Genomic DNA, 15,545 nt, shown 5'->3' on the forward strand with positions numbered 1-15,545 from the left:
GTGGAACGCAGTGACCGCGGCTTGCCGTTGACGCGGGCGCAGCTGGATATTTGGCTCGCGCAGCAAACGGGTCACTTCGACGTGGCGTGGCAGCTCGGTGTGCTCGTCCGGATCGAGGGCGCGGTCGACCGCGCACTATTCGAGCAAGCGATCCGTCACGTGGTCGGTGAGGCCGAAAGCCTCCGGGCGTGCTTCTTCGAGGTGGACGGCCAAGTCTTCCAGAAGGTGATCGAAGACCCGGATGTCGACCTGCCCTTCTACGACCTCAGCGACTCGCCCGATCCCGAGCGCGAGGTCCGGGAGCGGGCGTCGGCCATCCAACGGACGCCGATGCCGCTCACCGGTCCGATGATCAACTTCTACCTCTTCCAAACGGCGCCCGATGAGTACTACTGGTTCACCTGCTGCCATCACATCGCGATCGACGGGTTGGGCATCGCGCTGCTTGGCCGCCGGATCGCGGCCGTCTATTCCGCCCTCGCCTCCGGTGCGGCCATCTCGCCGGCGTTCTTCGGCTCGTTGCGCGACCTTGTCGACAGCGAGTCGGAGTACGCGGCTTCCCCGGAATACGTGGCGGATCAGGCCTATTGGGCCGACCACCTTCCTTCGGCGGGCGAACCGGATTATCGGTTGACCCAGGCCGCCAGTGAGCGCGATCCCTACACGCCCTCTGCGCCAGTCCAATTGGACTCTTCGGTGGTCGGCCTCATCAAACAGTTGTCCAAAGCGCTGGGCATCCGCCGGTCGTCGGTCCTCACCGCTGCGTGCGCGCTGTTGGTGCGCGGGTTCCGCGCTGAGAATTCGGACGAAGTGGTGCTCGACTTCCCGGTCAGCCGCCGGCTTGATCCGGAGTCGAAGACGCATCCCGGAATGCTCGCCGGGGTCGTGCCGCTGGTCTTGAACGCGCCGCCGCACCTGGCGGTCGCCGATTTCCTTCAGCAGGTCGATACCCGTTCACGGGAGGCGTTGCAGCATCAGCGGTTTCCCGTGCACATGCTCGGCGGCAACGGCGGCTTCCGCGGCGCGCCGCAGACGTCCAACCGCGTCGTCGTCAACTTCGTCCCTGCTCGACTCACCCTCAGCCTGGCCGGCGTCCCGGCGACCGCGACCTACACCACCTTCGGCCCCGTGGGCCACTTCGGGCTGTTCTTCCTCGGCTTCGGGGATCAGCAGTTCCTGAGCACCGTCGGTGTCGGGCAACCGTTCGCGAACTTCGATGTCTCGGATTTGGCGGAGCGCTTGCAGCGGGTGTTGGTGGCGTTGGTGGCTGATCCTTCGCGGGCGTTGTCGTCGGTGGAGGTGGTGGGTGAGGTTGAGCGGTCGCGGTTGGCGACGTTTGGTAATCAGGGGGTTTTGAGGGGTCCGGGGTCGGTGTGGGGGTCGGTGCCTGCGTTGTTTGCCGGGCGGGTGGTGTGTGCGCCGGGGGCGGTGGCGGTGTCGTGTGGTGGTGTGTCGGTGTCGTATGGGGAGTTGGATGCGGCGTCGAATCGGTTGGCGCATCGGTTGGTGGCTGAGGGTGCGGGTCCGGGACGGATTGTGGCGCTGGTGTTGTCGCGGTCGGTCGAGGCTGTTGTGGCGATGTTGGCGGTGCTTAAGACCGGGGCGGGGTATGTGCCGATTGATCCGGTGTCGCCGGATTCGCGGGTCGGGTTCATGCTCGCCGATGCCGCACCGGTGGCCGCGGTCACCACCGCGGAGTTCGCCGGGCGGCTGGCCGGTCATGGGGTGGCGGTCGTCGATGTCGATGATTCCCGAATCGACGCCGAACCCGAGGTGGCGTTGCCCGAGCCGGACGCCGAGGGTGTGGCGTATGTGATTTATACCTCGGGGACTACGGGTGTGCCCAAAGGTGTTGCGGTGACGCATCGTAACGTGACGCAGTTGATCGGTTCGCTGGATGCGGGGTTGCCGGTGCCGGGGGTGTGGTCGCATGCGCACTCGCTGGCGTTCGATGTGTCGGTGTGGGAGATTTTCGCGCCGTTGTTGCGTGGTGGGCGGGTGGTGATCGTTGATGAGGACACCGCGCGGGCGCCTGAGGAGTTGCGCGCGGTGCTGGTCGCTCAGGGTGTGACGGTGTTGACGCAGACGCCCTCGGCGGTGGCGATGCTGGATCCGGCGGGCCTGGATGGGGTGGCGTTGGTGATGGCTGGGGAGGCCTGCCCGCCGGAGGTGGTGCATCGGTGGGCGCCGGGTCGGGTGATGGTCAACGCTTATGGTCCGACCGAGACGACGATGTGTGTGGCGATCAGCGCCCCGCTGACACCGGAATCGGGGGTGGCGCCGATTGGGTCGCCGGTGCCGCAGGCCGGGGTGTTCGTGCTCGATGGCTGGTTGCGGCCGGTGCCGGTCGGGGTGGTCGGGGAGTTGTATGTGGCCGGGGCCGGGGTGGCTACCGGTTATGTGGGGCGGGCGGGGTTGACCGGGGCGCGGTTTGTGGCGTGCCCGTTCGGTGCGGCCGGTGAGCGCATGTATCGGACCGGGGACCTGGCGTGCTGGGGTGCTGATGGGCAGCTGCGCTATCTGGGTCGCGCTGATGAGCAGGTCAAGATCCGCGGGTATCGCATCGAGTTGGGTGAGATCCAGGCCGCCCTGGCCGGTTTGGACGGGGTGGGGCAGGCGGTGGTGATCGCCCGTGAGGACCGCCCCGGCGACAAGCGTCTGGTCGGCTACATCACCGGGACCGCCGATCCCGCCCAGCTGCGCGCCCAGCTGGCCCAGCGGTTGCCGGGGTTCATGGTGCCCGCGGCGATCGTCGGGCTAAAGAACCTGCCGCTGACCGCCAACGGCAAGCTGGACACCCACGCGCTGCCCACCCCCGAATACAGCACCGGGGACTACCACCCCCCGCACAACCCCACCGAAGAAATCCTGGCCACCATCTACGCCGACGTCCTGGCCATCGACCGCGTCAGCACCCACGACTCCTTCTTCGAACTCGGCGGCGACAGCATTTCGGCCCTGCAGGTGGTGTCGCGGGCACGGGCCGCCGGCCTGAGGTGCCGGCCCCGCGATGTCTTCGTCGAGCAGACCGTCGCCCGCCTGGCGCGCGTGGCGGCCGTGACCGGCGGCGAAACCGACGTGATCGACGAGGGTCTCGGTGCGGTGCTGGCCTCCCCGATCATGCGGTGGCTGCACGGCGTGAACGGCCCGGTCGACCAGTTCAACCAGACGATGCTGCTGCAGGCGCCCGCAGGCGTCACCGATGCCGACGTGGCGATTGTGTTGCAGGCCTTGCTGGATCGGCATGCGACGCTGCGGCTGCGCGTCGACGGCGACGGGTCCCTTTGGGTACCCGAGGCGGGGTCCGTGGACGCGGCCGGGTGCCTGCGGTCGGCAGACGTCTTGTCCGGCGAGGTGCTGGCGGAGGCGCGGTCGCGCCTGGATCCGGCCGCCGGAAGGATGCTGAGCGCGGTGTGGGCCGGCCCCAACCGTCAGCTCGCGTTGATCGTCCACCACCTGGCCGTCGACGGGGTGTCCTGGCGAATCCTCTTGGAGGACTTGAACATCGCGTGGGCGCAGCACCGCGGCGGCCAGCCGGTGGCGTTGCCGCCGGGCGGCACGTCGTTCGCCCGGTGGGCGTCGTTGCTCGACGCGCACGCGCGCCGGCCGGAGGTCATCGAGCTGGTCGGGGCCTGGAAGCGGATCGCGGAGACCCCGCCGGCCCTGCCGGCGGTGCGCCCCGAGGCCGACACCTACGCCACCGCCGGGCAGCTGTCCGTGTCGCTGGACGTCGACGTCACCCGGACGCTGATCGGCGCGGCGCCGGCGGCCTTTCACGCTGGCGTGCAAGACATTCTGCTGATCGCGTTCGCGCTGGCGTGGGCGGAGTTCCTGGACCCCGACATTGCCAGTGCCGCACCGATAGCCATCGACGTCGAGGGGCACGGCCGCCACGAGGAACTCGCTCCCGACGTGGACCTGTCGCGTACCGTCGGCTGGTTCACCTCCAAATACCCGGTCTCTTTGACCGTCGGCGGGATGTCCTGGAGTCAGGTGCTGGCCGGCGAGCCGGTGTTGGGAACGCTGATCAAAGACGCCAAGGAACAGCTCCGCGCCGTGCCGCACCCGCTGACCTACGGCGTGCTGCGCTACCTCCACGGCGACGCGGACCTGGACGGCGCCGACCCGGCGATCGGCTTCAACTACCTCGGCCGCCTGGTCGCGGCGAGCGATCCGTCCGATGAGCTGTGGCGGCTGCACCCGGAGAGCCTGGCCCTGACCGCCGCCGCCGCGGCCATCCCGATGCCGTTGGCGCACACCGTCGAACTCAACGCCGGGACCGTCGACACCGACGCCGGCCCGCGGCTGCACGCCAATTGGACCTGGGCGCCGTCGGCGCTCGATGAAGCGCAGATCGGCCGGCTGAGCCAGTTGTGGTTCGACGCCCTATCCGGCATCTGCGCGTACGTGCGGGCCGGGGGTGGCGGCCTCACGCCGTCGGACATCGCGCCCGCCCGGCTGAGCCAACCCCAAATCGACGAGCTGCACCGGCGATACGACCTCGCCGACATCCTGCCGCTGACCCCGCTGCAGCAGGGCCTGCTCTTCCACTCCAGCACCGCGCACGGCGACGACATGTACGCCGTGCAACTGGATTTCACGCTCACCGGCCCGCTGGACCCCGACCGCCTGCACGATGCGGTGCGGACGGTGATCAACCGGCATCCGCACCTGGCGGCCCGGTTCTACGAACGGTTCGACGAGCCGGTGCAGATCATCCCGGCCAATCCCGTGGCGGAGTGGCGGTACGTCGAGCTCGACACCGAGCGGCAGATCGAGGAGCTCTGCGCCGCCGAACGCGCCGGCGTCGCCGACCTGGCCGACCGGCCGCCCTTCCGGGTGGCGGTGATCCGCACCGGGGAGAACCTGCACCGGTTGGTGCTGACCAACCACCACATCGTGCTCGACGGGTGGTCGCTGCCGATCCTGCTGCGCGAAATCTTCACCAGCTACTACGGTGAACGGCTGCCCGCCGCGGCGCCCTATCGCAGCTTCGTCACGTGGCTGGCCGATCGCGACCTCGACGCCGCCCGCGCGGCCTGGGCCGAGGTGCTCGCCGACTTCGAAACGCCCACATTGGTCGGCCCAAATCGGTTGGGGCAGGGACGACGCGGAGCGGCATCGTTCCGCGTGGCCGAGGAGACCACACGCGCCCTCACCGAGCTGGCCCGCTCCTGCCACACCACCGTCAGCACCGTCCTGCAGGGCGCCTGGGCGTTGCTGCTGAGCTCGCTGACCGGTCGGCATGACGTCGTCTTCGGCACCCCGCGGTCCCGGATGGGCCAGCTCGACGTCGACGGCGCGGAATCGATGGTGGGGCTGCTGATCAACACCGTGCCGGTGCGGGCCACCATCACCGTGACCACCACCGCCGCCGACCTGCTGCGCCGGCTGCAGGACACCAACAACGACACGCTCGAGCATCAGCACCTGGCGCTCAACGACATTCATCGCCTCACGGGTCACGAGCAGCTGTTCGACACCCTGTTCGTCTACGAGAACTACCCGATCGGCGACGGCATGCAGCTGGGTCCCGACGGGCTGGCCATCGCGGAGTTCACCAACCGCGAATACAACCACTACCCGCTGACCATGGAGGCCCTCCCGGGCCGCGAACTCGGCCTGCACGTCGAATTCGACGCCGACGTGTTCGACACAGCGGGCATCGAGGCGCTCGTCGAGCGGTTCCGGCGGGTGTTGGTGGCGATGACATCGCATCCCGGACGGCGCCTGTCGGCGGTGGAGCTACTCGACCCCGGGGAGCGCGACCTGGTGCTGGCGGAGTTTTCCGGCGCCGGGGTGTCCGCGCCGGTGGGCGTGGCGCCGGAATTGCTGGCCGCGGCGGTGGCGGCCGACCCCGATGCCGTCGCCGTGGTCGACGGCGAGCGGCATGTGTCGTACGGCCAACTCGACGACTGGTCGAACCGCCTGGCGCGCAAGCTGATCGACGCCGGCGTGGGCCCCGGGCGCGCGGTGGGCGTGGCGATAGATCGCCGCCTCGAGTTGGTGGTCGCGTGGTGGGCGGTCGCCAAGGCGGGCGGCGCGCACGCACCGGTGGATCTGGACCACCCCGTCGAGCGGATCACCACGGTGCTTCAAGCCGCGGGTGCGGTGTGCGTGTTGGCTTGCGGCACCAATCGAGTCGCCGCGGCCGGGACACGTCCGGTGCTGCGCATTGACGGGCTCGACCTGTCCGGGGTCAGCCCGGACGCGATCACCGACGCCGATCGGTTGGCGCCACTGACGTCCGACGATGCCGCCTATGTGATCTTCACATCCGGGTCGACCGGCATCCCCAAAGGTGTGGTGGTGGGTCACGAGGGACTGCTGGGATGGGCTGCCGCACAACGTGAGTCGTGCGGGTTGGACGCGGCAACGCGGGTGCTGATGGTGGCCGCACCGACCTTCGACGCGTCGGTCGGCGAGATGCTGTTGGCGGCGGTGTCCGGGGCGGCGCTGGTGGTGGCACCTCCCGGGGTGTACGCCGGGGAGCCGCTGACCGCGTTGCTGGCGAACCAACGCGTCAACGCGGCATTCCTGACCCCGACGGTGCTGTCGTCGCTGGATCGTTCCCGGCTGCCCGAGTTCGACAGATTGCTGGTCGGCGGCGAGGCCTGCCCGGCGGAGTTGGTCGCCGCCTGGGCGCCCGGCCGGCGCATGTTCAACGTCTACGGCCCGACCGAAACCACCATCTGGGTCACCATGAGTGCACCCCTGTCGGCCGAGGGGCCGGTTCGCATCGGCACCCCGATCCCGGGTGTGTGCGCCATGGTGCTCGACGCCTGGCTGAACCCGGCGCCGATCGGCGTGGTGGGTGAGCTGTATGTGAGCGGGCCCGCGCTGGGGCACGGCTACATGGGGCGCGTGGACCTGACGGCGGAACGGTTCGTAGCCAACCCATTTGGCGGCGCCGGGTCGCGCATGTACCGGACCGGCGACCTGGTGCGCTGGACCCGCGACGGCTCCCTGGATTTCGTGGGTCGCGCCGACAACCAGATCAAACTGCGCGGACAGCGCATCGAATTGGGTGAGGTCGAGAACACGCTGCTGGCCTGCCCGCACGTCACCCAGGCCGCCGTCACCGTGCACGACGGCGCCGCCGGCTCCCATCTGGTCGCCTACGTCACCCTGGACCACAACACCAACGCCGACCACGACGTGGAAGACGTCGAAGAGTGGCAACACCTTTACGACGACCTGTACGGCGCCGATCTCGGATCCCGTTTCGGCATGGACTTCCGCGGCTGGAACAGCAGTTACACCGGCGAGCCGATCCCGCTCGAGGAGATGATCGAATGGCGTGCCGCCACGGTGGATCGCATCATGGCGCTGCGGCCGCGGCGCGTGCTCGAGATCGGCGCGGGGTCGGGATTGCTGCTGTCGCAGATCGCCCCGGAGTGCGATCAGTATGTGGCCACCGACTTCTCGCCGGTGGCGATCGACAACCTGGCCCGCTCCCTGGAGCAGATGCAATTCGGCTGGCGGGACCGAGTCGAGTTGCTCACCCAGCCCGCCCACGTCACGGGCCCGTTGCCGCAAGGCCATTTCGACACCATCATCGTCAACTCGGTCGTCCAGTATTTCCCCAACGCGGGATATCTGGCCGAGGTCATCGACCACGCGATGGGGCTGCTGGCCCCCGGTGGGGCGCTCTTCATCGGCGACGTCCGTAACCACGCACTGCAGGGCGCGTTCCAGACCGGGATAGCCCTGTCCCGCAGCGCCGAAGCCGCCGACGCCGACGAGATCCGCAAGTGGGTTCGCCACGCCATGCTCGGTGAAACCGAATTGCTTTTGGCCCCGGACTTTTTCACCACCTGGGCCGGCAACCGCGCATCGGGGGGCGGACTGGACATCCAAGTCAAACGCGGCGTGGCCGACAACGAGCTGAACCGGTACCGCTACGACGTCGTCATCCACAAGGCACCCGCGCAGGTGCGGTCGGTGGCCACCGCACCCACCTGGTCGTGGGCCGAGCGCGCGGGCCTGGATGCACTGCGCGACGACTTGACGTCGCTGCGCCCTGCCGTCGTCCGCGTCACCGACATCCCCCAGGCCGGGGTGGTTGCCGACGTCCGCGTCCAAACCGCGCTCGCCGCGGGCCTATCCGTCGAGGACGCGCTCGCCCAGGCCGGTCCCGACGTCCCCGTCGCCGTCGCCGAAGAACTGCATCGCCTCGGCGACTCCACCGACTATCGCGTCGGTGTTACCTGGGGTACCCAACCCGGCACTCTCAGTGCGGTTTTCGTCGACGCCGACGACCAGCCCGCCGCGGCCCTGACCGATCTCTACCTGCCGCCGGGCGGAACCCGGCAGCGCACCAGCCACGCCAATGATCCCCGCACCAACACCAAGATCGGCGAGGTGCGCGAGCAGCTGAACGCGTGGTTGCCCGAATACATGGTGCCGACACACATCGTGGCGCTCGAGGAATTCCCGATGACCTCCTCGGGCAAGCTCGATCGCAGGGCCCTGCCCGAACCGGAGTACCAGGACGTGGATCGTTACCGCGCCCCGTCCACTCCCGCCGAAGAGATCCTCGTCGGCATCTACGGACAGGTGCTGGGGCTGGAGCGGGTCGGCGTCGACGACTCGTTCTTCGACCTGGGCGGGGACTCGCTGTCGGCGATGCGCCTGATCGCCGCGGTCAACGCCAGCATGAACGCGAACCTCGGGGTGCGGTCCGTCTTCGAGGCGCCCACCGTCGCCGAGTTGGTGCTTCTCATCGGTGACGAAGCCAACCGGCCCGAGCCCCTGGTGGCGCGCGACCGCCCGGCGGTGATCCCGCTGTCGTTCGCCCAGACCCGGCTGTGGTTCATCGACCAGTTCCAGGGCCCCTCACCGATTTACAACGTCACCATCGCGTTGCGGCTGCGCGGGCACCTGAACGCCGACGCGCTGGGCGCGGCGCTGGCCGACGTCGTGGCCCGCCACGAAAGCCTGCGCACGGTGTTTGCGGCCGCCGACGGGATCCCGCAGCAGGTGGTGATTCCCGCCGAGCGGAGAGGCTTCGCCTGCGAAGTCGTGGACGCCCGCGGGTGGCCGGACGACCGGCTGCGTGAGCGCATGGCCGCGGCGGCCCGCTACACGTTCGATCTGGCAAGCGAAAGCCCGCTGCACACAGAGCTTTTCGCCATCGGCAACGACACACACATTCTGGTCGTCGCGGTGCACCACATCGCCGCCGACGGCTGGTCGATCACTCCGTTCGCGCGTGACCTTGGGGTGGCATATGCCAGCCGGTGCGCCGGGCGGGCCCCCGACTGGGAGCCGCTGGCGGTGCAGTACGTCGACTACACGCTGTGGCAGCGCGCGCATCTCGGCGACGTGGACGATGCCGACAGCCGCATCTCGGCGCAGCTGAACTTCTGGGCCGACGCTTTGGCCGGACTTCCCGAACGCCTGCAGCTGCCCACGGATCGGCCCTACCCCCAGGTCGCCGACCACCGCGGCGCCCGTCTGGCGCTGGACTGGCCGGCGGAGTTACAGCAGCAAATTCGCCGCGTGGCACGCGAGCACAACGCGACCAGCTTCATGGTGATCCAGGCCGCGTTCGCCGCGCTGCTCGCCAGGATCAGCGCGAGCGACGATGTGGCAGTGGGCTTCCCGATCGCCGGGCGATCCGAGCCGGCGCTGGACGAACTGATCGGCTTCTTCGTCAACACCCTGGTGCTGCGGGTCGACGTGGCCGGGGACCCCACGTTCGCCGAGCTGCTGGCGCAGGTGCGACGGCGCAGCCTGGCCGCCTTCGAACACCAGGACGTGCCCTTCGAACTGTTGGTGGAACGGCTGAACCCCGCGCGGAGCCTGACCCATCATCCGCTGATTCAGGTGTTGGTGGGCTGGGAGAACTTCCCCGGGGAGGTCGCCGCCCCGGCGGGCGGGTTGGAGCTGGGTGATCTACAGGTCATGCCGATGCCGGTGCACACCGACACCGCCCGGATGGATTTGACGTTCTCTCTGGCCGAACGCTTCACCGAATCCGGTGCGCGCGCCGGCATTGTCGTGACGGCGGAATACCGCACCGACGTGTTCGACGCCAACACGGTCGAGCGATTAATCGAGCGGTGGCAGCGGCTGTTGACGTCGGTCGCCGCGGAACCGGAGCGACGGTTGTCGTCGGTGGACCTGCTCGGTGCCGGCGAGCACGCGCAGCTGCAGAGGTGGGGCAACAGGGGAGTGCTGGCCCGGCCCGCGACGCCGGCGTCGGTTCCGGCGTTGTTCGCGGCGCAGGCGGCGCGCACCCCCGAGGCCGTCGCGCTGGTGTGCGACGGCAAGTCCATGACCTATCGGGAGCTGGACGAGGCCGCCAACCGGCTGGCGCACCTGCTGATCCACCACGGGGCACGGCCGGGTGAGCGTGTGGCGCTGCTGTTCTCGCGTTCGGCAGAGGCGATCGTGGCGATCCTGGCCGCGCTCAAATCCGGGGCCGCCTACCTGCCGATCGACCCCGCACTGCCGGCGGCCCGGATGGAGTTCATGCTCACCGACGCCGCGCCGATCGCCGCGGTCACCACCACCGCGTTGACCGACCGGTTGAGCGGGTTCGACCTGGCGGTCGTCGACGTCAGCGACCCCGCCGTAAACGCCCAGCCCAGCACGGCGCCGCCCGCGCCCGCGCCCGACGACCTCGCCCACATCATCTACACCTCCGGCACCACCGGGGTGCCGAAAGGCGTTGCGGTAACCCACTACAACGTCGCGCAGCTCTTCGACTCGCTGCAGATCGGCATCGAGCTCAAGCCGGGACAGGTGTGGACCCAGTTCCACTCCTACGCCTTCGACTTCTCGGTGTGGGAGATCTGGGGCGCGCTGCTGCACGGCGGGCGACTGGTGGTGGTGCCCGAATCGGTGGCCCGCTCACCGGAGGAATTCCACGCCCTGCTGGTCGCCGAGCGCGTCACCGTGCTCACCCAAACCCCGTCGGCCGTGGGGATGCTTCCCACGGACGGCTTGGATGCGACCGCGCTGGTGATCGGCGCCGAGCCCTGCCCGCCCGAGCTGGTCGACCGCTGGGCACCCGGACGGGTGATGGTCAACGTCTACGGCCCAACCGAAACCACGATGTGGGCATCCAAGAGCGCGCCGCTGCAAGCGGGATCGGGCTTCCCCCCGATCGGCTCCCCGGTCACCCGGGCGGCGTTCTTCGTGCTCGACGAATGGCTGCGGCCCGTCCCGGCCCGCGTGGTCGGCGAGCTGTACCTGACCGGCGACGGCGTCGGCGTCGGGTACTGGCGGCGGTCCGCGCTGACCGCGTCGCGCTTCATGGCCTGCCCGTTCGGCGCCCCCGGAACCCGCATGTACCGCACCGGTGACCTGGTGTGCTGGGGCCCCGACGGGCAGCTGCGCTACCTGGGCCGTGCCGACGAGCAGGTCAAGATCCGCGGCTACCGCATCGAGCTCGGCGAAATCCAGTCGGCGCTGGGCAGTTTGGACGGCGTGGAGCAGGCGGTGGTCGTCGCCCGCGAGGACCGGCCCGGCGACAAGCGCCTGGTGGGTTACGTCACCGGCGCGGCCGACGCGGGCAAGGCCCGTGCCGCGCTGGCCGAGCGGCTCCCCGCCTACATGGTCCCGGCGGCGGTCGTCGTGCTGCCGGCGCTGCCCATGACGGTCAACGGCAAGCTCGACACTCGGGCCCTGCCCGCACCCGACTACCGGGACGTCGACAACTACCGCGCCCCGACCACCGCGACCGAGGAGATCCTGGCCGGCATCTACGCCGAGGTGCTCGGCACCGAACGCGTCGGGGTCGACGACTCGTTCTTCGACCTCGGCGGCGACTCGCTCTCCACGATGCGGCTGATCTCGGCGATCAACTCCTCGCTGGACACCGACCTCCCGGTGCGCGTCGTGTTCGAGGCGCCCACGGTCGCGCAGTTGGCGCCCCGCATCGACGAAGGCGCGGGCCGGCTGGCCCCGCTGGTGGCCGGCGACCGGCCGCCGGTGATCCCCTTGTCGTTCGCCCAGAGCCGGTTGTGGTTCATCCAGCAGCTGCAGGGCCCGTCACCCATCTACAACATGGCGGCCGCGTTGCGGCTGAGCGGGCGCCTCGACGCAGGCGCGCTGCGTGCGGCCCTGGCCGATGTGGTGCGCCGTCACGAAAGCTTGCGCACCCGATTCCCCGCCCGCGGCGGAACGCCCGAGCAGGTGGTGGTTCCCGCCGAGGAGGTCGATTTCGGCTGGGACGTCGTCGATTGCACGGGATGGGCGGACGGCGAGCTCGACGAGGCCATCGGAGCGACGACCAGCCACACCTTCGACCTCGCTGCCGAAACACCGCTGCGCGCACGGCTGTTCGCCCTCGGCGAGCTCGAACACCTGTTGGTGATCGTGGTGCACCACATCGCCTCGGACGGGTTGTCGCTCACGCCGCTGGCCGCCGACCTGGGTGTGGCGTACGCCGGCCGGTCCGCGGGGCAGGCGCCGGGCTGGCCCGACCTGCCCGTGCAGTACGTCGACTACACGCTGTGGCAGCGCGCGCAATTCGGTGAACTGGACGACAGCGCCAGCCCCATCGCGGCCCAGCTGTCCTACTGGCTCGACGCCCTGGCCGGCATGCCCGAGCGGTTGCAACTGCCCACCGACCGGCCCTACCCGCCGGTCGCCGACCAGCGCGGCTCGAGCGTGGTCGTGGACTGGCCGGCGGAACTGCAGCAGCAGATCCGCCGGGTGGCCCGGCAACACAACGCCACCACGTTCATGGTGGTGCAGGCCGCGCTGGCCGTCCTGCTGTCGAAGATCAGCGCGAGTTCCGATGTGGCGGTGGGCTTCCCGATCGCCGGGCGGCGCGACCGCGCGCTCGACCAGCTCGTCGGCTTCTTCGTCAATACGTTGGTGCTGCGGGTCGACCTGGCCGGCGACCCCAGCGTCACCGAACTGCTGGCGCGCGTCCAGGCGCGCAGCCTGGAGGCCTTCGAAAACCAGGACGTGCCGTTCGAGCTGCTGGTCGAGCGGCTCAACCCGGCCCGAAGCCTGACCCACCACCCGCTGGTGCAGGTGATGCTGGCCTGGCAGAACTTCGCCGGGCACGACGATCCGGCCGCCGGTCTGACGCTGGGCGACCTCGAGGTCACCTCCGTGCCCGTCGACACCCATTCTGCCCGCATGGATCTAGTGTTCTCCCTGGCCGAACGCTGGAACGAGACCGGTGAGGCCGCCGGCATCGGCGGCCGTGTGGAATTCCGCACCGACGTGTTCGATGCCGAGAGCATCGAGACGCTGATCGAACGCCTGCGGCGGGTGCTGGCCGCCATGACCGCCGACCCCGGTCAGGTGTTGTCGTCGGTGGAGGTGCTCGCCGACGATGAGCGCAGCCGGTTGGCGACGTTTGGTAATCAGGGGGTTTTGAGGGGTCCGGGGTCGGTGTGGGGGTCGGTGCCGTCGTTGTTTGCCGGGCGGGTGGTGTGTGCGCCGGGGGCGGTGGCGGTGTCGTGTGGTGGTGTGTCGGTGTCGTATGGGGAGTTGGATGCGGCGTCGAATCGGTTGGCGCATCGGTTGGTGGCTGAGGGTGCGGGTCCGGGACGGATTGTGGCGCTGGTGTTGTCGCGGTCGGTCGAGGCTGTTGTGGCGATGTTGGCGGTGCTCAAGACCGGGGCGGGGTATGTGCCGATTGATCCGGTGTCGCCGGATTCGCGGGTCGGGTTCATGCTCGCCGATGCCGCACCGGTGGCCGCGGTCACCACCGCGGAGTTCGCCGGGCGGCTGGCCGGTCATGGGGTGGCGGTCGTCGATGTGGATGATTCCCGAATCGACGCCGAACCTGAGGTGGCGTTGCCCGAGCCGGACGCCGAGGGTGTGGCGTATGTGATTTATACCTCGGGGACTACGGGTGTGCCCAAAGGTGTTGCGGTGACGCATCGTAACGTGACGCAGTTGATCGGGTCGCTGGATGCGGGGTTGCCGGTGCCGGGGGTGTGGTCGCATGCGCACTCGCTGGCGTTCGATGTGTCGGTGTGGGAGATTTTCGCGCCGTTGTTGCGTGGTGGGCGGGTGGTGATCGTTGATGAGGACACCGCGCGGGCGCCTGAGGAGTTGCACGCGGTGCTGGTCGCTCAGGGTGTGACGGTGTTGACGCAGACGCCCTCGGCGGTGGCGATGCTGGATCCGGCGGGCCTGGATGGGGTGGCGTTGGTGATGGCTGGGGAGGCCTGCCCGCCGGAGGTGGTGCATCGGTGGGCGCCGGGTCGGGTGATGGTCAACGCTTATGGTCCGACCGAGACGACGATGTGTGTGGCGATCAGCGCCCCGCTGACACCGGAATCGGGGGTGGCGCCGATTGGGTCGCCGGTGCCGCAGGCCGGGGTGTTCGTGCTTGATGGCTGGTTGCGGCCGGTGCCGGTCGGGGTGGTCGGGGAGTTGTATGTGGCCGGGGCCGGGGTGGCTACCGGCTATGTGGGGCGGGCGGGGTTGACCGGGGCGCGGTTTGTGGCGTGCCCGTTCGGTGCGGCCGGTGAGCGGATGTATCGGACCGGGGACCTGGCGTGCTGGGGTGCTGATGGGCAGCTGCGCTATCTGGGTCGCGCTGATGAGCAGGTCAAGATCCGCGGGTATCGCATCGAGTTGGGTGAGATCCAGGCCGCGTTGAGCGCCCTCGAGGGTGTGGGGCAGGCGGTGGTGATCGCCCGTGAGGACCGCCCCGGCGACAAGCGTCTGGTCGGCTACGTCACCGGGACCGCCGATCCCGCCCAACTGCGCGCCCAGCTGGCCCAGCGGTTGCCGGGGTTCATGGTGCCCGCGGCGATCGTCGGGCTAAAGAACCTGCCGCTGACCGCCAACGGCAAGCTGGACACCCGCGCGCTGCCCACCCCCGAATACAGCACCGGGGACTACCACCCCCCGCACAACCCCACCGAAGAAATCCTGGCCACCATCTACGCCGACGTCCTGGCCATCGACCGCGTCAGCACCCACGACTCCTTCTTCGAACTCGGCGGCGACAGCATTTCGGCGATGGGCTTGATCTCCGCCATCAACAGCACCCTGGGCGTCGGCCTTCCCGTGCGCGTCGTGTTCGAGGCCCCCACCGTCGCCCAGCTGGCGCTGCGGATCGGTGAGGGCACGGGCGGGCTGGAGCCGCTGGTCGCGGCCGAGCGGCCCGCGGTCGTTCCGTTGTCGTTCGCGCAGAACCGGCTGTGGTTCCTCGACCAATTGCAGGGCCCGTCACCGGTTTACAACATGGCGGCCGCCCTGCGGCTCACCGGGCCGCTCGAGGCCGCCGCGCTCGGCGCCGCGCTGACCGACGTGGTGGCCCGGCACGAGAGCCTGCGCACCCTGATCGCCGCGCCCGAGGGCACCCCCCAGCAACTGGTGACCCCCGTCGAACAGGCCGATTTCGGCTGGGAGATCGTCGACGCCAGCGGCTGGTCGGCCGGCCAGCTCGGCGAGGCCATCGGGGATACGGCGCGCTACACCTTCGACCTGGCCACCGAAATCCCCTTGCGCGCAGAGCTTTTCCGCATCGACGACGACGAGCATGTGCTGGTGGCCGTGGTCCACCACATCGCCGCCGACGGGATGTCGATCACCCCGCTGGTGCGCGACCTGAG

At 69.5% G+C, this 15,545-nt stretch carries 1 protein-coding gene (only partly in view); it reads left to right on the forward strand.

The genetic code is table 11. The annotated features are described in order from the left end of the window. Positions 1–15,545: the beginning of a non-ribosomal peptide synthase/polyketide synthase gene (locus G6N37_RS06055; protein WP_163677319.1), read on the forward strand. Its footprint extends 15,565 nt past the window's final position; only the first 15,545 of its 31,110 coding nucleotides appear in the window; it begins with the start codon at positions 1–3; the stop codon falls past the right edge of the window.

Source organism: Mycobacterium seoulense (genome assembly GCF_010731595.1).
In the GTDB taxonomy this organism is placed as follows: domain Bacteria; phylum Actinomycetota; class Actinomycetes; order Mycobacteriales; family Mycobacteriaceae; genus Mycobacterium; species Mycobacterium seoulense.